This is a genomic window from Acetitomaculum ruminis DSM 5522, assembly GCF_900112085.1.
Taxonomy (GTDB): domain Bacteria; phylum Bacillota; class Clostridia; order Lachnospirales; family Lachnospiraceae; genus Acetitomaculum; species Acetitomaculum ruminis.
The window spans coordinates 124,841-148,768 of the sequence record NZ_FOJY01000007.1; the positions used below are offsets into that span (position 1 = coordinate 124,841).

Consider the following 23,928-nt stretch of genomic DNA (forward strand, 5'->3'; position numbering starts at 1 on the left):
AAATATTTCATAAATGTTACAAATATATGTTGACACCCGTAACAAATGTTGCTATACTCGTCTCTAGAAAATATGAAGAAATTATTAAGAAAAGGTTATAAAAACAACATCTAAAACTACAGGAGGAAAAAATGTTAAATATTAAGAGAATTATTGGAATCAGTACGATGGCATGTACTATGGCACTTACTTTTACCATTGGAGCAAATGCAACTACCGCAATACCACATGCCCTTGATCATAATGATGCACAATTTTTACAGACTCTTATAGATAACGCAAAAGAAGAGAAGATAGAAAACGAAGAAACAGAAGAAACACAGGAGAGCGAAACAGATGCTTATGGATATAAGAATCTTGGAATCGCTATTGTAGATGACACATTAAATGTCAGAGAAGCAGCAGATGAAAATTCAAATATTTTAGGAACAATGTCAAACGGAAATGCCTGCGAGATTTTTTCAATAGATGAAAACGGATGGGCAAATGTTACCTCCGGAAGCATTACAGGTTATGTAAAAGCAGAATATTTAGTAACCGGTGAAGAAGCAGAAGAATATGCAAACGGTTTTGCAAAAAAATATGTTTTAGTTAAAACAGACGGACTTAAATTAAGAACAGAAGCTTCCTTAGACGCAGAAGTAAAAACTGTTTTAGCTGAAAATTCAGCCCTTCTTTATGTATCAGAAGAAGGTGAATGGACAAAGGTTCAATATGATGGTGCTGAGTATTATCTTGCATCAGAGTATGTTGAAGAATTTTTAAGTCTTGATACAGCAGTTTCAAAAGCAGAAGAAACTACAAGTGTCAGAACAGAACTAGTTAATTTTGCCTGCCAGTATATAGGAAATCCTTATGTATGGGGTGGAGTTAGTCTTACAAACGGTGCTGACTGTTCAGGATTTGTATTAAGTGTATTTGCTCAATATGGAATTTCACTTCCACATCATGCAGCAAGCCAGGCAAATTGCGGTAGAGAAATCTCTGCAAATGAAGCTCAGGCAGGAGATTTATTCTTCTACAGCAGCGGCGGAAGAATTGACCATGTAGCTATATATATTGGTGGTGGAATGGTGGTTCAGGCACACTCAGAAGAAAGAGGAATATGTATAACCAGTGCTTACTACAGAACACCTACTAAGGTGATTAGTTTATTAGGATAATTGTTTTAATTATATATTGACATATATCAAAATATTTTTGGATATTTTTAAAGGACATGTTGTCAAAAGATATTTGGCACATGTCTTTTTATTTTTTTAAAAATTGAAATTAAATAACATATAGCCTAAATCTTTATTTTAGCTAGACGATATAAAATTTGAGTAGGTTTGAATATAAAAAGGTTTTGATTATTAAACTAAAGATTGAGGGAAAAATATATTTAGGATGTTGATAAAGTTTTTATATTTTAGACTACGGGGGTAAAATACATGTCAAAAAAACAAAAGAAAAATGAAACAAATATAAGATGCAAAGACAGAGTTCAAACAAGACTTATTGCAATAATGGGGGTTCTGGTTTCACTTCCATTACTTGTAGCAGTTATTATCAGCTATATAACATCTACGGAAAAGGCAAAAAATGATGCTTTGGATTTGTTGAAAGTTCAAGCTAATTTCGTTGAATCACTGTTTGCTGATGTTATTAATCAAAATGTTGTAGCATTAAAAACCATGGCAAATTCATCCAATTGTATCTCTTATATGGAAGGCGATAAAACAGTTTCTGAAGATGTGCTTAAATCAGAACTTACAAAAATAAATGAAACTATTAATGATGGCAATACAAGTGTAATTCTTTGTGCAAAAAATGGGGATCAAATTCTTCGTGGTGATGATAAACCTCTTACAAATGTAGCAGATAGAGATTATTTTAAGGATGCGATGTCATCAGGTAAAACTGTGGTATCAAATATTATTACAAGTCAAACTACCGGAAATAGGGTTACGCAGATTGTAGTTCCAATATACGACAAGTCTGCTTCAAATGTTATCGGAGTAATCGTACGAAGTTATAATCTTAATAATTTACATAATTTTCTTGCAGAAAACGTTAGTGATGGTTTTATAACAGACAAAGCAGGTATTGTTGCAGCACATGCCCAGTTTGAAATATCTGCAGAAGATGAGCCTCTTGACCAAAGTGACAGCGATTTTATGACATCTAATGAAACAAATGGATTGTTAGAGTTAGATTTTAGTGGAAATAATACATATATTTCTTGGGTAAAAGAGCCAATTTCCGGTTATACTGTTTGTGTGGCAAAACAGGAAGCTGAGGTTATGGCTCCGGCACAAAAATCTGCAATGATTGTTGTTATAATAGGTATTATTTTATTGGTAGTAGCAATAGTTGTTTCAATTGTTACGGCAAGAAATTTTACTGACCCAATAAAGGCAGTTAACGATTCTCTTAAAGCACTTTCAGACGGAAGATTTTTTAAAGTTGAAAAATTTGATTCAAGAAAAGATGAATTTGGTGCCATATCTATAGCAACAAACTCAGTTATTTCTAAACTGGAAAATATTGTATCTGATATTAAAAATTCTGCAGAAAATGTAACAAATTCCTCAGATGAGTTATCAGATATGGCAAACCAGATTTCCAGAACAACTGCAGATGTGTCAAATGCAGTGCAAGAAATATCTTCAGGTGCCACTCATCAGGCCGAAGAGATTCAAGAAGCAACTGTAAATGTAGGCATGATTGGTGATGCAGTTAAGAGTGTTCAAGATTCTTCAGATAATCTTTCCAATCTGGCAGATCAAATGAAGAAGGCATCAGAAATTTCAGGAAAATCCCTTGCTGATCTTCAAGCTTTTTCAAATAAGATGACAGGACGAATTGATGAAATATCAAAAACGATTCAAGCTACGCAAGAAGCGGTTAATCATATAAATGAGAAGGTGGAAGGTATTACAAATATTGCGACTCAAACAAATCTTCTTTCATTAAATGCCAGTATCGAAGCTGCAAGAGCTGGTGAAGCTGGTAGGGGATTTGCTGTAGTTGCAGAAGAGATTGGAAAATTGGCCGAAAATTCTAAAGAAATGGCTGATGATATAAAGATAGAGATGGATATTTTGCTTAATCAGACTCGTGATACCGTGGGGGCTGCACAAGAAGTTAGAAATGGAAATAATGATCAGCAAGAAGCTTTGGGTGATACTCTCGAATCTGTAAATGGTATGCTTGACAATATTAGGAGTACTGTTGATGGAGTAAAACTTATATCTGAAGGTGCAAATACTTGTGAAACATCAAAAGATTCTGTAGTAGATATTATGAGTACTCTTTCAGCAATTTCACAAGAAAATGCAGCTTCTTCGGAAGAAACAGGAGCATCTATGGAAGAACTTACAGATACTGTTACGATTCTTGCAGATTCTGCTAATAAACTTAAAGAAATTTCCCAAAGATTACAAGATAATATAAGCTTTTTTAAATTATAAAAAAGTAAACTAGTACCTGAAAGCTTTGGCTTTCAGGTTATTTTTGGAAAAAATATTTTATAAGTATTTCACAAAAATTTAAAATGTTTTTCTGATATTTTACATATTTACTAAAAATATTAATCAGCTATAATAATATATTGGGTTTTTAACCTCTTTATTGTTGGATTAAAAATCTGTTAAAAAAAAATAAGGTGTTTATGAAAAAGCAAAGCAGATTAAAAAATATCCGCTTTTAATGAAGTAATTGGAGGATAATATGCGTATAGTAATAGCAGGCTGTGGCAAAATCGGATCAGTTCTGGTTGAACAGCTTAGTAAAGAAGATCATGATGTGTCGATTATCGACACTAATAAGGAAGTAGTAGACAAACTTTCGAATCAATATGATGTTATGGGTGTTATCGGAAATGCGGCAGTTATGAAGACACAAAAAGATGCAGGCATTGAAGATGCAGACCTTTTAATTGCCATGACAGGAAGTGATGAATTAAACCTTATTTGTTGTCTGATTGCAAAGAAGGTTGGAAATTGTAATACAATTGCCAGAATACAAAATACGGATTATGCAGAAGGTCTTGATGCCATAAAAAAAGAACTTGGTCTTTCTATGACCATTAATCCTGAAAAGGCAGCGGCAGAAGAAATCGTACGAGTAATCAGATTCCCGTCAGCTATGCAGGTGGAAACTTTTGCAAAAACAAAAGTAGAAATTGTCAAAGTAAGACTTGAAGAAGGACATAAGTTGATAGGTTTAAAACTTGTTGATCTTCCTTCTAAAATAAATGTTGAAGCCCTGGTATGCGCCGTAGAGCGTGGCGAAGAAGCAATAATTCCAAAAGGGGATTTTGTATTCCAACAAGATGATGTTGTATCAATCGTAGCCAGTCCGAAAAAGGCAAGAGTCCTTTTTAAAAAACTTGGAATATTAAAGGGAAGAATCAGGAATGTAATGATAGTTGGTGGAGGCGGAATTTCTTTTTATGTGGCAAAGGCATTGAATATTATGGGAATCGCCAATACCATTATTGAAAAAAATCCTGAAAGATGTAGGAAACTTTGCGAAGAATTACCGGGAAGTAATATCATTGAAGGTGATGCTGTAGACCAGAGTGTGCTTTATGAAGAGGGCGTTGATAAGGTAGGAGCCTTTGTTGCCATGACAAATATTGATGAGGGAAATATTCTCATGTCTTTGTATGTTAAAAAGCACAGTCATGCAAAATTAATCACTAAAATTCATCGTATCAGATACAATGAAATACTTAACAATATGGATTTGGGAACTATTGTTTGCCCTAAAAATATTGTTTCTGATAATATTTTAAGCTATGTAAGAGCCAGACAGAATTCTTTTGGAAGTAATGTGGAAACATTATATAAAATTCTTGATGGAAAAGCAGAAGCCTTGGAATTTATAGTAAGAAGCGGTTCAAAAGTAGTTGGAATACCATTGCAGAAATTAAATATTAGAAAAGATATGATTGTAGCATGTATTCAAAGAGGAAGAAAAGTTATTATTCCAAGAGGTCAGGATGTTATAAATGAAGGTGACAGTATTATCATTGTTACAACTAAATCCGGAATAAACGAATTAGATAATATTTTGGATACAGAATAATTAAAACGGAATCTATATAAAAAAGAGTTTAAGATTCCCGGGAGGATATTATGAATATATATGCTATTTTATATATTATCGGATTAGTGCTTAATTTTGAGGGTGCTTTTTTACTTTTGCCTTGTATAACAGCAGCAGTATTTAGAGAAACACAAGGTTTTGCCTATCTTGTAACTATGGCTATATGTTTTGTCATTGGTTTGCCTATGATGATTCTGGCAGATAAAAAGAAAAAAGAATTTTATTCAAAGGAAGGTTTTTCAGCAGTAGCCATATGCTGGTTCATAATAGGAATTTTTGGAGCATTGCCATTTTGGTTTACCCATGAAATACCAAATTATGTAGATGCACTTTTTGAGACTTTTTCAGGACTTACTACCACAGGAGCCAGTATATTAAATGATGTGGAGGCCTTATCAAAATGTTCTCTTTTATGGAGAAGTTTTACCCACTGGATAGGGGGTATGGGTGTATTTGTATTTGTGTTGGCAGTTTTTCCAAAGACAGCAGGCAATAACATTCATCTCATGAGGGCAGAAAGCCCTGGACCCCAGGTAAATAAACTTGTTCCCCATTTAAGGGATACAGCTTTGATATTGTATATGATTTATACATTTCTTACTATTTTTGAAATAATATTATTAATAATATTTGGAATGCCTATTTATGACTCTATTTGTACATCCTTTGGTACAGCAGGTACAGGAGGATTTGGTATAAAAAATGACAGTTTAGGCGGCTATTCAGTCCAGCTTCAGGCTATTGTTACCGTTTTTATGGTTCTTTTTGGAGTCAATTTCAGCTTTTATTATTTGATAGTAGCAAAAAAGCTAAGAGACGCATTAAGGATGGAAGAAGTAAGGATTTATCTGGCAATAATTATTGTCAGCGTAGCTGCCATAAGTATAAATATTGCCCACATGTTTTCAAATATATTTGAGGCAATACATCATTCATTTTTCCAGGTGGCATCCATTATAACCACAACAGGTTTTTCCACCTGTGACTTTGATACTTGGCCCATTTTTTCAAAAACAATATTGGTACTGTTAATGTTTGTAGGAGCCTGTGCCGGAAGTACAGGTGGTGGTATAAAGGTATCTCGTATTGTGGTAGGCATAAAGGTTAGCATAAAGGCGGTAAAAAGTTATGTCCATCCTAGAAGTGTCACAAGTGTGCGTTTAGATGGTAGGGTAATTAATGATGACACCGAAAGAATGATATCGGTGTACACTGTTATTTATGCATTGATATTTATGGTGTCAATGATACTTATTTCATTTTTTGATAATTTTGATTTTACAACAAATTTTACAGCCATAGCGGCGACCTTTAATAATATTGGTCCCGGATTGGAAAAAGTCGGCCCAACCTGTAATTTTTCAATTTTTACGGACTTTTCCAAGGTGGTAATGATGTTTGATATGCTTTTTGGAAGACTTGAAATTTTCCCTATTCTGGTAATGCTTTCACCAAGAACATGGAGATGTTAATATAGTCTTGAATAATGAATAAAAAAAGAATAAAATGTTAATGAAGAAAACCTCCGATAAGAATAGAGAATTTTTTTGTCGGAGGTTGTCTTGTTACATGGAGTTTTTAGAAAATATTTTAAAAAGAGGAGAGAAATGAAGAGATATTTTAATGTTCTAATAATAGCTTTAATGCTATTTCTTTTGTGTTCCTGCGGTAAAAGCACAGATGAACTTATAAGTTCAAAAATGACCAATGAGCCCGGAGGAAGCTGCACAATTTCAATTAAGTGTGACACCCTTTTAGATAATATGGACAGATTGAAGGAATCTAAAAGGGACTTTGTGCCTGAAAAGGGAATAATTTTAGACACGACCAAAGTTGATTTTTTTAAAGGGGCTTCAGTCTATGATATTCTTAAACAGGTTTGCGAAGAAAACAATATCCACATGGAAGCGTCCTATTCAATTACCTTCAAATCCAGCTATATAGAAGGAATCAATCAGCTTTATGAATATGATGCCGGTGAAAAATCCGGTTGGATGTTTTCTGTAAATTCAAAATTTCCAAACTACGGAGCCAGCTCATACCAGGTTTCAGATGGGGATAATATCGAATTTGTCTATACCTGTGACCTTGGAAAAGATGTAGGCGATAACTCAATGAAATAAGGGGTGACAGACATAATGGAAGATAATTTTTCAAGCTATCACCCTGTGATAAGCTTTTTCTTTTTTTTATTTGTAATATGTGTAAGTATGTTTCTTATGCATCCGGTATTTTTGGCAATCAGTTTTTTTAGTGCTTTTTCCTACAACCTGATTCTTTATGGTATAAAAAAGACATTAAAAAATAATTTGTTATTTATATTACCAATGATGATAATAATAGCTCTTGCAAATCCAATGTTTAATCACTATGGTGTTACGGTTATTACCTATCTTCCCACAGGAAATCCCGTGACTCTTGAAACAATAATATACGGTATTGCCATGGCTACAATGTTTTGCGAAGTGTTATTGTGGTTTGCCTGCTATAATGAGGTAATGACATCAGATAAGTTTATTTATCTTTTTGGTAAAATTATGCCATCAATTTCTTTGATGATTTCTATGACTTTGAGATTTGTACCAATGCTTAGAAACCATATGAGAGTTATAGCAAATGGACAAAAATGTATTGGAAGAGATACATCAAATGGAAAAACCACGGATAAAATTAAAAACGGTGTAAAAAAAGTATCGATTCTTACAACCTGGGCTTTGGAAAATGCCATTGACAGGGCAGATTCCATGCGTTCAAGAGGCTATGGGTTAAAGGGAAGAACAGCTTTTTCCATATATCGTTTTGATAAAAGAGACAGAGCGATTTTAATAGTGATGATTTTACTGGCTATTACATTTTTTGTGGGAAATTCTACGGGAAACTGTTATGTTTCTTATGATCCTATAGTAAAGGTAAAGGGAATCCCCTTAGACTTATACAGCTGTATTACATTTTTAAGCTATTTAACATTTTGCATGCTTCCTGTAATTGTTGATCTTTATGACAAATACAAATGGAAAGCTTTAAGGAATAATATTAATAAAAAGGAGAACAGGGGGTATCGTTTATGGACCTGATAAAGATAGAAAATTTTAGCTTTTCTTACCCTGAAGCTAAAAAAAGTGCTTTAAGTGACATTAATATAAATTTTGAAGAGGGAAGTTTTAATATAATCTGTGGAACCTCAGGTTGTGGAAAAAGTACCTTGTTAAGACAGTTAAAAACAGTTCTTACGCCCAACGGGAATAAAAAGGGTGAAATATATTTTAAGGGAAAACCCTTAAGTCAAATAGATGAAAGAAATCAAAGTTCAAAAATAGGATATGTTATGCAAAATCCAGATAATCAGATTGTAACAGATAAGGTATGGCATGAATTGGCATTTGGGCTGGAAAGTCTTGGTTTTTCCACTTCCAGTATAAGGCTAAGAGTGGCCGAAATGGCATCTTATTTTGGTATTCAGCAATGGTTTTACAGAAATGTAACAGAACTTTCAGGAGGACAAAAACAGCTTTTGAATCTGGCATCAATAATGGCTATGCATCCGGATGTGCTTATTTTAGACGAACCTACATCCCAGCTTGATCCTATTGCGGCATCAGATTTTCTTGAAACCATTAAAAAGATAAACAGGGATCTGGGAACTACTGTTATCATGACTGAACATCGTTTGGAAGACATATTTCCTTATGCTACTAAAATTATTGTTATTGATAATGGAAAAAAATTAATAGAAGGAAATCCCAGGGAGGCTGGTGAAGAATTAAGACGACTGAAACATAAAATGTTTTTGGCTCTGCCAGCACCTATGCAAATAGCTTCTTATGTGGAATCAGATGAAAAAAGTCCTTTAACAGTAAGAGATGGAAGAAACTATATCAGTGATATAGTCACAAGAAAGAACTATTCAGTTAAAGAAGACATGATAAGGGAATATCTTGATAAAAAGGGAGATTCCGGATTAAAAATATTTGATGAAAATTCTGAAACTTCAAAAGAAAAGCCGGTTTTGGAAATGAAAGAAGTGTGGTTTAGATATGGAAGGGAATATCCTGATGTAGTAAAGGGCTTGAATCTTTCTATTAATAGAGGTGAAATATATTGCCTTTTAGGTGGTAACGGAACTGGAAAAAGCACAACTCTTTCTTTATTATCCAGAATTAATGTCCCATACAGGGGAAAGATATTTATTAACGGTAAAGATATCAGAAAATACAGGGATAAAGAGCTTTTTACATCATTTTTAGGAGTAGTACCACAAAATCCCCAGAGCTTATTCGTTAAAAAAACAGTTGAACTGGAGCTGTTTGAAATGCTTGGAGGTCCCAAGGAAAGATTAAATGATGATTATAATCTAAGTCTTGATAAGAAAGAAATAATAGAAAATATCGCAAAAGTAACCAGGATAGAGGGACTTTTATCACAGCATCCCTATGATTTAAGCGGTGGTGAACAGCAAAGGCTGGCACTGGCAAAAATATTGTTATTAAGACCTAAGATACTTCTTATGGACGAACCAACAAAGGGATTAGACAGCTTTTTTAAAGATGAGTTTGCAGGAATATTACAAACATTAAAAAAGCACGGTGTGACAATATTTATGATTTCTCACGACATAGAATTTTGTGCCAGATATGCTGACAGATGCGGTATGTTTTTTGATGGAAATCTTGTTACCCAGAACAATCCTACAGATTTTTTCTCAGGAAACAGTTTTTACACTACAACAGCCAATAGAATGGCAAGGAGCTTTTTCCCAAAAGCAGTTACAGTAAAGGATGTGATAAAATGTCTGAAAAAAGAAATGTAGATGAATTTCTGGATTTATGGTTTGATGATAAAAAAATAGAACAATACAAGATGCCAATACCTGAAAATCCCATGGTATCAAAGTTGTCAAAGCTTTTTAGGGTTTTAAAAACAGATGCACAGGATGAAATATTTGTTTCCATAGAGGATTATTATTCAAGACAGGAGACCAGCAAGAAATTAACCAAAAGGACAATTGTTACATTAATTATCCTGCTTTTGATGAGCCCCCTTACAATAGCATTTGGCATACTGTTTATGGGAGACAGGAAATATACCTTTATAGGAATAATGCTTATGTTTTATGCAATAATTCCGTTTTTCATGGGATTTGAATCAAGAAAGCCCCAGACAAGGGAACTTATTGTAATAGCGGTGCTTTCCGCCATAGCAGTGCTTGGAAGAACAGCCTTTATTATGGTGCCCATGTTTAAGCCTATACTGGCAATTATTATTATTTCAGGAGTAACCTTCGGACCGGAAGCGGGATTTTTAGTGGGAGCAGTGTCAATGTTTATCTCCAATTTCTTCTTTGGCCAAGGTCCCTGGACACCCTGGCAAATGTTTTCAGCAGGGATTATCGGATTTGTGGCAGGGGTATTGTTTAGAAAAGGTTTACTTAAAAGAACGAGAGTTTCCCTGTGTCTGTTTGGTTTTCTGGCGGCGATTTTTATATATGGAGGCATAATGAATCCGGCGGCACTTATTATGTACACCAGTCACATAACCATTGAAGGAATTATAGGAATTTATATAAGTGGTATTCCGGTAGATTTGGCTCATGCAACCTCTGTAGTGATATTTTTATGGTTGATATCCAAGGGCATGATAGAAAAACTTGAAAGAATAAAGAAAAAATACGGGCTTTTGGTCTGATTTATCACCTAAAAAAAGCCTACTCCTTTACAAAAATTTGTAATATGGTAAAATAAAGATATTAATCCCTTGTATTCCGATAGACAAAGAGAAAAAAGTAGGATATAAAGAATTAAGTGATAAAAAATTTGAAATAAAGAATTGAGTTGTAAAGAAAAATTGTATCAAAGAACCTAATTACAAGGAGGAGTAAACTTGAAGATTTCTACAAAAGGAAGATATGCATTAAGAATGATGTTGGATATGACTATGCATTCTAATGGATCGCCGGTTAGAATTAAAGATATTGCGGCCAGACAGGGAATATCAGAAAAATATCTTGAACAGATAGTATCTATTTTAAATAAATCCGGTTATGTAAGAAGTGTCAGAGGACCCCAGGGGGGATATTTATTGACAAAAAAACCGGAGGAATATACTACAGGTATGATTTTGAGGTTGACTGAAGGTAGTCTGGCACCGGTTATGTGCCTTGAATTTGATGATAGTAATTGTTGCGATAAGGAAGATGATTGTGTTACAATCATGCTCTGGAAAAAATTAAATGATGCCATAAATGACGTGGTTGACAATGTAACCCTGGCAGATTTAGTGGAATGGGAAATGGCCAAAAACGGAAATTATAATATTTAAACAACATTAATTTCTATAGGGTCATGTTGCAAAATTAAAAACATAATTACAGGATTCAAAAATGGATTATAAAGAGATTGAAAGAAGTATAAATAAAACCTACAGAAAAAAGATATGGAGCAAATTCATAAAAGGGATTAAGAATTATTCTCTTATAGATGAAAATGACAGGATTTTATCCATTGTTTCGGGAGATTTAAAGTCAGATTTAACAGCCTTTTTATTAAACCAGTTAAAAAAATATGGAGAAAAGAGCTTTGAATTGAAATTTCTTCAAATAGATAAAGATTTGAATATTACACTTTTTGATGAATATGAAAAAGTTTCTTTATTTTCAGGGGAGAGAGGATTTAATAAAGAATTTAACGGAGAAATCAAAAAAAAGATTATTTCAAAGGCTAAAGAGTCAGGATTTAATAAAATAGCCATTGGATTAAACTTTGATGATTGCGTAAAAAAGACTCTGAAGTCCATGTTATTTGAAGGAAAAATTGATACCTACCTGCCTGATGAAAAAGAGGAAAGTCTTAGAATAATAAGTCCTCTTTATCTGATAAAAGATGAAAATATTTATGCTTTTACCGAATTTAACGGGCTTTCTTATAAGAAAAAAGAAAAAGATTATCTTGATAAATTAATTGACAAATTTAGAATTGAAAGTCCATTTATAGACTCAAATATTTTTAAAAGTGTTGAAAATGTCAATTTGAGCACTGTAATTTCCTATATTGAAGATGGAAAAAAGGTAAGTTTTTTAGATAATTATTGATTTTTATTATTACTGATGAAACTTCTCGGTAGAAGTATTTTTATAACTTTACATTTAAATTTAGCTATGTTAAAATGGTCAGGTATGATTAATTAGCTAATACTCAGATGCAGGAATCTCCAACCTTTATCTTAGTATTTGGTATATTATTTTTATTCTAGGAGGATTAGACATGATCGCAAAAGAAAAGAAAGAAGCAATTATTAAAGAGTACGCTCGTACAGAAGGCGACACAGGATCACCTGAGGTTCAGGTAGCTATCCTTACAGCCAGAATCAAAGAATTAACAGAGCACTTAAAAGTACACAAAAAAGATCATCATTCAAGAAGAGGTCTTCTCAAGATGGTTGGTCAAAGAAGACGTTTACTCGCATATTTAAAGAAAATTGATATTGAAAGATATCGTAGCTTAATCGAACGTCTTGGTATTAGAAAATAATTTTTTTCAGGGACGGATTTATTTCCGTCCCGTTTTACATGTTAGTAGTGCTAAATTTTTAATATTAATCCGAGACCACTGAAATTTACATTTATAATTTGAACGCGGTGGAGTTGCATTCATGAGAAATAAAAAAACGGATTTAAGAAATTCCTTTTAATATTCTCATAAAAGGGTATAAGTGTTTTTTTCAGTAGTTTCGGTAAGGAAAATTTAGTACTAAAAATTTTTTTATAAGGAGACTAAAGAATGTACAAAAGTTTTTCTATGGAATTAGCAGGAAGAACACTTACTGTAGATGTTGACAGAGTGGCAAAACAGGCTAATGGTGCTGCTCTTATGCACTACGGAGACACAACAGTGTTATCTACAGCTACAGCTTCAGAAAAGCCAAGAGAAGGAATTGATTTCTTCCCTCTTAGCGTTGAATACGAAGAAAAGATGTATGCTGTGGGAAAAATACCGGGAGGATTTAATAAAAGAGAGGGAAAAGCATCAGAGAATGCAGTACTTACCTGCCGTGTTATCGATCGTCCAATGAGACCACTTTTTCCTAAGGATTACAGAAATGATGTAACCCTTGATAATCTTGTATTATCAGTTGATCCGGATTGTTCACCTGAGCTTACAGCTATGCTTGGATCTGCTATTGCAACAGCTATTTCAGATATTCCTTTTGATGGACCTACAGCTGCCACACAGGTTGGACTTATAGACGGTGAATTAATATTTAATCCTACAAGTCAGCAAAAACTGGTTTCTGAACTTGCACTTACAGTTGCATCTACCAGAACAAAGGTTATTATGATTGAAGCAGGTGCTAATGAAGTACCTGAGGATAAAATGCTTGAGGCGATTTTTGAAGCGCACAAACTAAATCAGGAAATTATTCAGTTTATTGATAAAATCGTTGAAGAATGCGGAAAAGAAAAAAGCGAATATGAAAGTTTCTCAGTTCCAGAGGAGATAGTTAAAGCTTTAGTTGATTTCATACCTGTACAAGAGATGGAAGAAGCAGTATTTACTGATGATAAGCAGGTTAGGGATGCAAACATCAGTGCTATGAAGGACAGAGTAGTAGAGCATTTCACAGAGATTAACGAAGAATGGATTCCATGGGTTGATGATGCGGTATATCAATATCAGAAAAAGACTGTTAGAAAGATGATTCTTAAGGATCACAAGAGACCTGATGGAAGAGCTATAGATGAAATCAGACCTTTGGCAGCAGAGATTGATCTCATTCCTAGAGTTCATGGCTCAGGTATGTTTACAAGAGGACAAACACAGATTTGTAACATCTGTACTCTTGCACCGTTATCAGAAGCTCAAAAGATAGATGGGCTTGATGAAACAAAGGATTCCAAGAGATATATGCATCATTACAATTTCCCATCTTATTCAGTAGGAGAAACAAGACCTTCAAGAGGTCCTGGACGTAGAGAAATTGGTCATGGTGCTTTGGCAGAGAGAGCTTTGGTTCCTGTACTTCCTTCAGAAGCAGAATTCCCATATGCTATTAGAACTGTATCAGAAACATTTGAGTCAAACGGTTCTACATCTCAGGCCAGTGTTTGTGCATCATCACTTTCTTTAATGGCAGCAGGTGTTCCTATAAAAAGACCGGTAGCAGGTATATCTTGCGGTCTTGTTACAGGTGAGACAGATGATGATTATCTTGTACTTACAGATATTCAGGGTCTGGAAGACTTCTTTGGTGATATGGACTTTAAAGTGGCAGGAACCGAAAAAGGTATCACAGCTATTCAGATGGACATTAAAATCCACGGTCTTACAAATGACATAATCAAGGAAGCAATAGCCAGAACAAAACAGGCAAGAATGTACATCCTTGACAATGTTATGAATCCGGTTATAGATAAACCAAGAGATCATGTTGGAGAATATGCTCCTAAGATTATTCAGCTTCAGATTGATCCTGCCAAGATTGGTGATGTTGTTGGACAGCGTGGAAAGACTATTAATACCATTATTGAAAGAACAGATGTTAAAATTGATATTACAGATGACGGATTTGTTTCAATCTGTGGTCTTGATGCTGAAAACATGGAAAAAGCAGCTGAGATGATTAGAATTATCAATCTTGATTTTGAAGAGGGACAGATTTTCAAAGGAGAGGTAGTTGGAATTAAAGAATTCGGTGCCTTCGTTGAATTTGCTCCAGGAAAAGAGGGAATGGTTCATATTTCACAGATTTCTAACCATAGAATCAAAAGAGTTGAAGATGAGCTTACTCTTGGAGACAAAGTTACAGTTGTATGCCTTGGAAAAGACAAGATGGGAAGAATCAGCTTTAGCATGAAAGATGTAGCTAAATATCAGAAATAAAAAATAATTATATGAACAATCAGGCGGAAACAGAAATACGCAAAGAGCGTAAAAATCTGTTTTCGCCTTTTTTACCAAATTGACTCTTTAAAACAAATATTGTATTATAATGATAGCTAAAATTTAGTAATTTTTATAGATAATTATTGTACTAATAGTTGAATGTGAAAAAATCTTTGTGCATATAACATAAAACTAAATAAAACATTATATTTCTTTATTAATTATTAAAAAATTCAAATGAAACTCAACAAAAAATGACAAAAAATAATAAACTATGTTGACAAAGCTATGAAAAGTATGTAATATAGTAGATGTAAAAAGTCTTTTTAATTAAATACTGAGATAGGTATATATGTCAGCGCTTATCTCCTTAAAAAACAGCAAAAACGGGTATTTGCTATTTTTTTTTTTAGATATTTTACAGATGCAATAAATAGTAATTGATTGGAAGATATTGACTATTAGTTAAAAAAATAACTTAAAATATTATTATTTTAATACAAAAATATACCCCTGTCTAAAACAGGGGTAGTTTAATCTAAAGTTTTTTAATTTTTACATTTTTTCCGGTGCATCAAAACCAAGGATGTAAATACAGGTCTCCAAAACGGATTTTGTAAGATTTAATAGGCAAATCCAGCCGTTTTTCTTTTCTTCATCTTCCTGGGTCAGAATCTTTGTTTCGTGATAGAAATGATTAAATTCATTGGCTATTTCGTAAATAAAGGCACATATTTTATGTGGTGCCAACTCATTGAAGCTGTTTTCTATAACGCTGTTAAATCTTGTAAGTAATAACAATAAATTCTTTTCTACGCTATTGGAAGCAGGATTAATTTTAGCATCCTCAGGCAGGGTAGAAGTAGCATTGTATTTTTCAAGAATAGATTTGATGCGTACAATGGTGTAAAGAATATATGGACCGGTATTTCCCTCAAAGGAGGTAAACTTATCAATGTCAAAAATATAATCTTTTGTAGCCTGATTAGAAAGGTCTCCGTATTTAATGGCAGCTAAAGCGACTTTTTTAGAAGTATCTCTGGCTTCGGCTTCGGACATGCTTTCATTTTCATTGATTTTTTTATACATTCCTTCATCAATTTCATTTAATAAGGATTCTAATCGCATAACTCCACCGGCTCTGGTTTTAAAAGGCTTTCCGTCTTTTCCGTTCATGGTACCAAAACCTACGAAATCAAGTTGTGTATCATCAGTAACCATTTTAGTCTTTCTGGCACATCTGAATATTTGCTCAAAATACAAAGACTGTCTTTTATCTACAACATAAATAATCTGATTTGGGTTATATAATCTTACTCTTTCAGTAATGGTAGCCAGGTCAGTTGTATTATAAAGAGAAGCACCGTCAGATTTTAAAATCATGCATGGAGGAATTTCTTTTGTATCATCTTCTCTTGCAACATCCACAACAAGGGCTCCTTCACTTTCATGGGCATATCCTTCATCTTTAAGGCGTTTTACCATTGGAGGAATTACTTCCTGAACTGTAGATTCTCCATTCCATAAATCAAAGTCTACTTTTAATTTTTCATAATTTTTCTTTAAATCACTTACGGAAACATTTAAAATGTGCTGCCATAAAGCCCTATAGCCAGGTTTTCCCTGCTGAAGATTTAGGGTGGCAGTCATGGCTCTTTCTTTGTAATCATCATCTTCTTTAGATTTTTTGCTGGCAGTAGGGTAAATTTCTTCTAATTCCGATATGGTAAATGGTGGTTCTTTTGGATAATCACCTTTATATTCATCATCAAAATAAACTAAAGATGGCTGTCTTTCCTGTAATTCTGTAATAATAAGTCCCATTTGAAGACCCCAGTCACCAAGGTGTATATCACCGATGATATCGTGACCTAAGAAACGGGCATTTCTTTTAATGCTTTCACCTATAATTGCAGAACGGAGATGTCCAACATGCAATGGCTTTGCAACATTTGGGCCGCCATAATCAATAACGATTTTTTTAGGTTCTTTAACCAAAGCAAGACCTAATTTCTCTGATGAAGCCATTTCATTTGCATAATCAGCAAGAAATGTATTGGAAATTCTGATATTTAAAAATCCAGGATTTACAGCTTCAACACTTTCAAAGTCAGGATCATCTTTAATTTTTTCAAGTACATCAGTTGCAATCATCATAGGAGCTTTTTTGTATTTTTTGGCAGCTGCCAAAGCTCCGTTGCATTGGAAATCGCAAAGGTCAGGTCTGTTAGAGATGGTGACTTTTCCATAACTTTCATCATATTCACAGGCGATAAAACCTTTAGTTATTTTTGCTGTGATAATATCAAGTATTTTATCCATTTTTTCCTCCATAAGTATGTTTTATATAATAATAGTCTAATTATAAATAATAAAAATAAGGCTGTTGCTTAATCAGTCGCGTGAGAATAAGGTAGAGTAAAGTTACGACTAATTTGTTTTTGCAACAACCTATTATATCATAAGTATTTAATTTTTGTAGCCTTAAGCGAAAAAGTTTTCGGCAAGAGTGAAGTTTGCAACGTAGGTAACGCTTCCTGTCATAAAGATTTTTTTATCTTTTGATATTTCTATTAACAAATCTCCACCAGGCATTTCAACTGTAACTTCATTATCAATAAGGCCTAATCTGTGGGCAGCAGCTGCGGCTGCACAGGCACTGCTTCCGGAAGCGAGTGTGTATCCGGCGCCTCTTTCGTAAATTTCAATCTGGAGTGTTTTTTTGTCTATTACTTTTAATAAAAGCATATTGACTCTTTTTGGAAAATATTCTGAATTTTCAACATAAGGACCTAACTCTTTTGCCAGGGCACCTGAAACATCCTCTAACATAATTACACAATGAGGATTTCCAAGGGAAAGACAGGTGCAGTTGTAAAGATTTCCATTAAAGGTTAATGGCTCATTAATTACTTCGTCCTTATCTATATTCACAGGAATATCAGCTGTAGAAAAGTTTACTGTTCCCATATCAACTTTCATTTTTTCTCCGGTTTCGTCTAAAAATTCCACATCAATGTCACCTGCAATAGTAGAAATAGTAACAGACTTTTCATTGATGTAATTTTCATCTAAAAGATATTTGGCAAAAATTCTAATGCCGTTTCCACTTTTTTCTGCTTCGTATCCGTCAGGATTAAAGATTTTTAAACCAAATTTTCCATCTTCTGTTTTTAAAGGACCATAAAGGATACCGTCAGCACCCACACCAAAATTTCTCTGGCATAATAATTGTATATTTCTTTCTAAAAGTTTAACTTCATTTTTATTTGGATCTAATACGAGATAATCATTTCCTAAACCGTGATATTTTTTTAATGTAATTGTTTTATTCATAACTTTTCCTCTTTCATAAATAAGAATATTTATATTAATCAGTTTATTTCCTTTGTCTGTTTTATTATAATAGATAAAAAATGCGAAATAAATGCCATTAAATGTTGTAAAACTTGCAAAAAGTGCTTTTGAACGCTTTACTAATAAGATATAATTAATAGGACAAAAATTTTTACAAACAATAAAAGTAGTAGAGGATAATATAATCATTAATCAAAGGGAGATAAAGATGGAAGAAAAAAAGGGATATCTAGAGGCTGATTTTAAACTTTTTCATATATGTGACAGGCAAAAAAAAGAATATAATTTTCATTATCATGAATTTAAAAAAATAATAGTATTTCTTTCCGGGGAAGTAACATATATTATTGAAGGAAAGGCATATCACCTAAAACCCTGGGATATTTTGCTGGTGGATGCTTTTAACATTCATAAGCCGGTTATAGATGCAGGAATTACCTATGATAGGCTTATAATATATGTTAATTCTGATTTTTTACAAAGAGAAAGCAGCAGGGATTGCAACTTAAACGCTTGTTTTGTTAAAGCATTGGAAAAAAGCTACAATCTCATCAGAACAGATGAAAAAATTCAGGAAAAAATGAAAAGAGTCATAGAACTTTTAATAGAGGAAAGGGAATCAGCAGCCGGTAATGACGCTTATGGAAAAGATATACTAAAAAAATCCTTGTTTTTAGAATTTCTGGTATATCTTAACAGGATTTTTGTGGTGGATAATTATGATACAGGTAATTATTCTTATGCCTTTGACTCAAAAATTACAGAAATATTAGACTATATAAATGAAAATCTGGACCAGGAATTGTCCGTAAAATCCATTTCCGAGAAATTTTTTCTCAGTAAATATTATCTGATGCACAAATTTAAAGATGAAACAGGTTATACACTTCACAATTATGTTACTGTCAAAAGATGTAAAAAAGCAGCAGCCTATATTGCCACTGGTATGCCGGTTATGATGGCGGCAAAAAAAGGAGGCTTTAATGACTATACCTCCTTTTTGCGTTCATATAAGAAAATATATAAGAAAAATCCCGGTGAAAAATAGCCTTATTCCGGTCCCCCCGGTGAAAATACAGATACTTCCTGGGGTCTTTTCACCGAAGCATGATAAATCGTACCAATAGAACTTCTTTTGCTGAAATCACTGAAATAAATGTATTGGCTTGTGACATTTATATGTTGATAATAGCCTTTTGCTATTTCTATTTCATTTTTACCATCCAGGTCACATCTGCATAACACCTCTGGATCATTTTTTTGATAATAAATATAATTGTTAGTGAGATTGAAATTTTCAATTCTGTCTGTAACTATTTTTGTAACTTTGTTAGTGGTTAAATCAAGCTTTGAAATACCGTATCCGTTATCACAATCCATGTAGTAGATTTCAGTACCATTATTGCTGCTGCAATAATATACATCACCGTCAAATATTTCTTTTATGCTGTTTTGAGTGGTGTCCCACAAAAGCATTTTTTGATAGGTACCTTCTGTATTTGTATATAAAATATGCTTAAATGCTCCGGCTGTGTTAATAGGTTCATTGTTAAGTTTTTCCTGTTCTTCTCCGTCTATTTTTACCTTATAAAGGTTTGAATAAGTGGATGATTCATAGTGGATATAATAAATATAATTTCCGATAAGTGCCGCCTTCATAGACGGTTCATCATCAAGGACAAGTCTGTTTTTACCGTCTTTTATATCAACTCGGGTTAAGTAATTGGCAGCTTTTGGAGATACGCCTAAAAAGCTGTTGGTAGAGTCTTTAGTAGCATTTTCATCGTCAGGATTTGATGCCAGACCTATTGTATAAAAAACATAATTTCCATAGGCATTAATACTTGTGGCATAATCATTGGACATTTTTTGGGGTTCACTTTCATCAGGATTCATACAGTAAAGTCTTCCCTTATCATCAGGATTTGAAAAATAAACTTTTCCTTCGTATTCACAAAAAAGTCCAAGATTGTTCAGATTCCCGGAAGTATTTCCATTGGCATCATCATCATTAAAAACAGTCAGGGAACTTTGATATGATTGATAACCAATAAGCACAAGTGCAATTACTAATAGAACTGATATAATTATAGCTAAAGTTTTTTTCATGAAATTCCACCTCCAAAGAAGATAAGGATAATTGCTAAAAATATCCCTCTTTAATATATCGAAAAATTTTTTATATTATTTTAACACTTTTTTATGAATATAGTTTCTTGTAGTGTAAAAAGAAATCGTATATACTGATGAGAAAAAGTGCTAAAGGAGAAGGATATGAAAGATTTATTGGAAATCAGACAGGAAATAGACAAAGTTGACAGTGAGATAGCGAAACTGTATGAAAAAAGAATGGAAATTGCAGGAGAAGTTGCTGAATATAAAATTGCTAATGGTAAAAAAGTTTTTGACAGGGAAAGGGAAAAGGCAAAACTGGAAAAAATAAAAGCCTATGCCCACAACGACTTTAACCGGAAGGGACTGACAGAACTTTTTGAGCAGATCATGTCTATGAGCCGTAAATTTCAATACAAAAAAATGAATGAAAACAATCCTTCGGGAAAGCTTTCTTTTTTTCCAATAGATGCTTTAGATAGTGAAAATATAAAAGTTGTTTACCAGGGGGTAGAAGGTGCTTACAGCCAGATTGCAACCAGAAGTTTATTTGGAAAAAATTCAACAATTTCAAATGTTGCAACCTTTAGAGATGCCATGGAGGCCATAGAAGAAGGAGTTTGTGATTATGCCGTTTTGCCTATAGAAAATTCTACGGCAGGTATGGTTACTGATATTTACGATCTTTTGGTGGAGTTTGAAAATTATATAGTAGGAGAGAAGATTTTAAAAATTGAGCATGCTTTGTTAGGGGTTCCCGGGGCTTGTCTTTCAGATATAAAAAGAGTATATTCACATCCTCAGGGGCTTATGCAATGTCAGAAGTTTTTATCTGAGCATAGACAGATAGAACAAATAAGCATGGCCAATACGGCAATGGCGGCACAAAAGATTTTAAAAGATAATGATGCAACACAGGCAGCTATTGCCAGCACATATGCAGGAGAATTATACGGACTTGAGGTTTTAAAAGAAAAGATAAACTTTGAAAGTAATAATTCCACCAGATTTATAGTTGTAACAAATCAAAAGGTATTTTTAAAAGATGCAGATAAAATCAGCATTTGTTTTGAGATAGATAATACAAGCGGTTCTCTTTATCATATTCTTTCACATTTTATATACAACGATTTGAATATGATAAAAATCGAGTCAAGACCTTTGGAAGGTCGTCCATGGGAATACAAATTTTTTATTGACTTTGAGGGAAATATTAAGGACTCTTCCGTAAGAAATGCTCTTTGCGGTTTAAGAGGAGAGGCTAGAAACATGAAAGTACTTGGAAATTATAAAAGCCTTGATGAAAAGGAGAATTAACCATGTTGGATAATAAGTTAAATATACAAAGCCTGATATTGTATAAAAACTTAAAATACGGGGATATTATTAATAATATTTTAAATATCTCATATCGGGAAATAAATGAAGAAAACAAATGTCTTCTTTACAACTGCTTGGGAAATCTTGTACAAATAGCCTGTGAGCATGGTTTGAAGGGAAATCTTTGGCATCTTTTAATAACTGCTTCATTAGTTGAAAATGAGAATTCTTTTTCCTTAGAGGCAGAGCACAGAGAATCTGTAAATGGTAGTATAGTAGTTATTGCAAAATATGATTTTGAGTTACTATACCAGGTTTTTAATACAAAAGTTGAAGAGCTGTTTAGAAAATACGGCATAAAAAAAGACCTGATAACAGATTTTGAAAATACCAATACAGACAGGATTTCCTATAATGATAAGATAAGCAAAGAAATAAATAAGTTAGCTAAAAAACTTTCCGATGCAGAAAATTCCCGGGATTTCATGAAGGAAGTAATGGAATTTTACAGAAAATATGGTGTTGGAAGGTTTGGGCTTCATAAGGCTTTTAGAGTTGTTAATAAGGATGAGAAAGTGTCCATTGTTGCAATTAATAATGTAAAAAAAGTTGAGCTTAGTGACCTTATTGGTTATGAAAGTGCAAAGAAAAAGCTTATTGATAATACTGAAGCTTTTATAAAAGGCAAAAATGCTAATAACTGTCTTTTATTCGGAGCGGCAGGTACTGGAAAATCCTCTAGTATCAAGGCGATTTTGAATAAATATTTTGAAGACGGTTTAAGGATAATAGAAATTTATAAATATCAGTTTAAAGACCTTTTAGAGATAATATCTCAAATAAAAAACAGAAATTACAGATTTATAATCTACATGGATGATTTAAGTTTTGAAGAATTTGAGACAGAATATAAATATCTCAAGGCTGTTATTGAAGGAGGTCTGGAAAAAAAGCCGGAAAATGTTATTATTTATGCTACTTCCAACAGAAGACATCTGATAAGGGAAAAGTTTTCTGATAAGAGTGAAAAAGATGATGACCTGCATTCAAATGATACCATAGCAGAAAAGTTATCTTTGGCATCAAGATTTGGAGTAAGTATTTATTTCGATAAACCGGATAAAACAGAATTTAATAACATAGTTATAGAACTGGCAAAGAAAAGTAATATAAAAATTGATGAAAATGAGCTTATATTAAAAGCAAATAAGTGGGAATTATCCCACGGAGGGATGTCAGGAAGATGTGCCAGACAGTTTATTGATTATTTGAGTTATGAGTTGGAGATGGATTCAAAAAATGAGTAATAAAAAATTGTTATTTTTAGACCTTGACGGAACATTATTAGATGAAGAAAAAAAGATTCCTTTAGAAAATAAGAAAGCCATAGAAGAAATGGTTGAAAAAGGACATGACATTATTATAAGCACAGGCAGACATCCTGTGTCAGCAATGCCTATATTAGAAGAATTAAATATGTTTTCCAGAGGAGGTTATGCTGTATTTTATAATGGTGCAGTTATTTATGACTGTAAAAACAAAGTAAAGATACTTGATATGACCATCCCTTTTGATCAGGTCAGAAAGATGTTTGATTATGCCAAAGAAGCAGGTATTCATATTCAAACCTACACAGATGAAAAAATAGTGTGTGAATCGGATATGCCGGGCCTTCATTTTTATTCAAAACGCTCAAAAATAGGCTATGAAATCGTTGAAGATGTTACAAAATCCTTGACAAAAGAGCCAAATAAGCTTATTTTGGTAGACCTTGATAGCAAGGAAAATTTATTGGCTTTTCAAAAAGCCCATGCAGACTATGAAAAAGGAAAATTTAACAGCGTTTTTTCTGAAGATTTCTATCTGGAATATTGTCCGTTAAAAGCTACAAAAGGTGAAGCAGTTTTATATCTGGCGGATTATTTGGGAATTCCTTTATCTGATACTTATGCCGTTGGAGATGGGGAAAATGACATATCAATGATTGAAAAAGCCGGCACCGGTATTGCTATGCGAAACGCAAAAAGGCCAGTGTGTTTTGCCAGCGATTACATTACTGAAAATGATAATAATCACTGCGGAGTGGCTGAAGTAATAAGGAAAATGATTTTGTGCAGATAGTATTGTAGAATTAAAGAAAAATCGTTGTTTTTAACAAATTGTGTTA

General features: G+C 33.2%; 19 protein-coding genes. 16 read left to right on the top strand and 3 right to left on the bottom strand.

The genetic code is table 11. The features are described from left to right. The first annotated feature begins 131 nt into the window (after positions 1-131). The 12 genes from BM153_RS06220 (at position 132) to BM153_RS06275 (ending at position 14,969) form a co-directional block, all read left to right on the top strand. Positions 132-1,163: a C40 family peptidase gene (locus BM153_RS06220; RefSeq protein WP_092871828.1), complete on the top strand. Its 1,032-nt coding sequence runs from the start codon at positions 132-134 to the stop codon at positions 1,161-1,163. Between the two features lie 270 nt (positions 1,164-1,433). After that, on the top strand, positions 1,434-3,455 hold the full coding sequence (locus tag BM153_RS06225) for a methyl-accepting chemotaxis protein (protein ID WP_092871830.1): 2,022 nt from the start codon (positions 1,434-1,436) through the stop codon (positions 3,453-3,455). A gap of 259 nt (positions 3,456-3,714) precedes the next feature. After that, complete coding sequence (trkA, locus tag BM153_RS06230) at positions 3,715-5,076, top strand: Trk system potassium transporter TrkA (protein WP_092871832.1); 1,362 nt, start codon at positions 3,715-3,717, stop codon at positions 5,074-5,076. A 50-nt stretch (positions 5,077-5,126) separates the two neighbouring features. Next, positions 5,127-6,569, top strand: coding sequence for a TrkH family potassium uptake protein (locus BM153_RS06235; protein ID WP_092871834.1), 1,443 nt, complete (start codon positions 5,127-5,129; stop codon positions 6,567-6,569). A gap of 135 nt (positions 6,570-6,704) precedes the next feature. Continuing rightward, the gene (locus BM153_RS06240; RefSeq protein ID WP_092871836.1) at positions 6,705-7,220 is read left to right on the top strand and encodes a DUF4430 domain-containing protein; all 516 of its coding nucleotides are present in this window, start codon (positions 6,705-6,707) and stop codon (positions 7,218-7,220) included. A gap of 15 nt (positions 7,221-7,235) precedes the next feature. Continuing rightward, the gene (locus BM153_RS06245) at positions 7,236-8,171 is read left to right on the top strand and encodes an energy-coupling factor transporter transmembrane component T (RefSeq protein WP_092871838.1); all 936 of its coding nucleotides are present in this window, start codon (positions 7,236-7,238) and stop codon (positions 8,169-8,171) included. Beyond that, complete coding sequence (locus BM153_RS06250; protein WP_092871840.1) at positions 8,162-9,904, top strand: ABC transporter ATP-binding protein; 1,743 nt, start codon at positions 8,162-8,164, stop codon at positions 9,902-9,904. Before BM153_RS06245 ends, BM153_RS06250 begins: the two co-directional genes overlap by 10 nt. Beyond that, entirely contained in the window at positions 9,883-10,779 is an 897-nt protein-coding gene (locus BM153_RS06255; RefSeq protein ID WP_242949086.1) for an ECF transporter S component, read from the top strand. Before BM153_RS06250 ends, BM153_RS06255 begins: the two co-directional genes overlap by 22 nt. Before the next feature lie 195 nt (positions 10,780-10,974). Then, the gene (locus tag BM153_RS06260; RefSeq protein ID WP_092871842.1) at positions 10,975-11,412 is read left to right on the top strand and encodes an RrF2 family transcriptional regulator; all 438 of its coding nucleotides are present in this window, start codon (positions 10,975-10,977) and stop codon (positions 11,410-11,412) included. 61 nt (positions 11,413-11,473) lie between these two features. Continuing rightward, positions 11,474-12,181, top strand: coding sequence for an adenine nucleotide alpha hydrolase family protein (locus BM153_RS06265; RefSeq protein ID WP_092871844.1), 708 nt, complete (start codon positions 11,474-11,476; stop codon positions 12,179-12,181). A gap of 172 nt (positions 12,182-12,353) precedes the next feature. Further along, the gene (gene rpsO / locus BM153_RS06270) at positions 12,354-12,620 is read left to right on the top strand and encodes a 30S ribosomal protein S15 (RefSeq protein ID WP_092871846.1); all 267 of its coding nucleotides are present in this window, start codon (positions 12,354-12,356) and stop codon (positions 12,618-12,620) included. A 249-nt stretch (positions 12,621-12,869) separates the two neighbouring features. Then, entirely contained in the window at positions 12,870-14,969 is a 2,100-nt protein-coding gene (locus tag BM153_RS06275) for a polyribonucleotide nucleotidyltransferase (protein ID WP_092871848.1), read from the top strand. A gap of 558 nt (positions 14,970-15,527) precedes the next feature. Here BM153_RS06275 and argS read toward each other — a convergent pair. Together argS and dapF are read right to left on the bottom strand one after the other, a co-directional pair. Then, positions 15,528-17,294, bottom strand: coding sequence for an arginine--tRNA ligase (gene argS, locus BM153_RS06280; RefSeq protein ID WP_092871849.1), 1,767 nt, complete (start codon positions 17,292-17,294; stop codon positions 15,528-15,530). Between the two features lie 162 nt (positions 17,295-17,456). Further along, positions 17,457-18,308, bottom strand: coding sequence for a diaminopimelate epimerase (gene dapF / locus BM153_RS06285; protein ID WP_092871851.1), 852 nt, complete (start codon positions 18,306-18,308; stop codon positions 17,457-17,459). Between the two features lie 229 nt (positions 18,309-18,537). Here dapF and BM153_RS06290 point away from each other — a divergent pair, with 229 nt between their 5' ends. After that, positions 18,538-19,377, top strand: a complete 840-nt coding sequence (locus BM153_RS06290; protein WP_092871853.1) for an AraC family transcriptional regulator — start codon at positions 18,538-18,540, stop codon at positions 19,375-19,377. Positions 19,378-19,379: 2 nt separating this feature from the next. On the opposite strand, the gene BM153_RS06295 is transcribed toward BM153_RS06290, so the two are convergent. Beyond that, positions 19,380-20,438 carry a DUF5050 domain-containing protein gene (locus BM153_RS06295; RefSeq protein ID WP_092871855.1) on the bottom strand — a complete coding sequence of 353 codons (1,059 nt, stop codon included), beginning with the start codon at positions 20,436-20,438 and terminating at the stop codon, positions 19,380-19,382. Between the two features lie 165 nt (positions 20,439-20,603). Here BM153_RS06295 and pheA point away from each other — a divergent pair, with 165 nt between their 5' ends. From pheA to BM153_RS06310, 3 genes are read left to right on the top strand one after another with little or no spacing between them, the layout of a single operon-like run. Further along, positions 20,604-21,758, top strand: coding sequence for a prephenate dehydratase (gene pheA / locus BM153_RS06300; protein ID WP_092871857.1), 1,155 nt, complete (start codon positions 20,604-20,606; stop codon positions 21,756-21,758). Between the two features lie 2 nt (positions 21,759-21,760). Continuing rightward, positions 21,761-23,068: an ATP-binding protein gene (locus tag BM153_RS06305; protein ID WP_092871859.1), complete on the top strand. Its 1,308-nt coding sequence runs from the start codon at positions 21,761-21,763 to the stop codon at positions 23,066-23,068. Next, entirely contained in the window at positions 23,061-23,882 is an 822-nt protein-coding gene (locus BM153_RS06310) for a Cof-type HAD-IIB family hydrolase (protein WP_177205597.1), read from the top strand. Before BM153_RS06305 ends, BM153_RS06310 begins: the two co-directional genes overlap by 8 nt. The last annotated feature ends 46 nt before the right edge of the window (positions 23,883-23,928 follow it).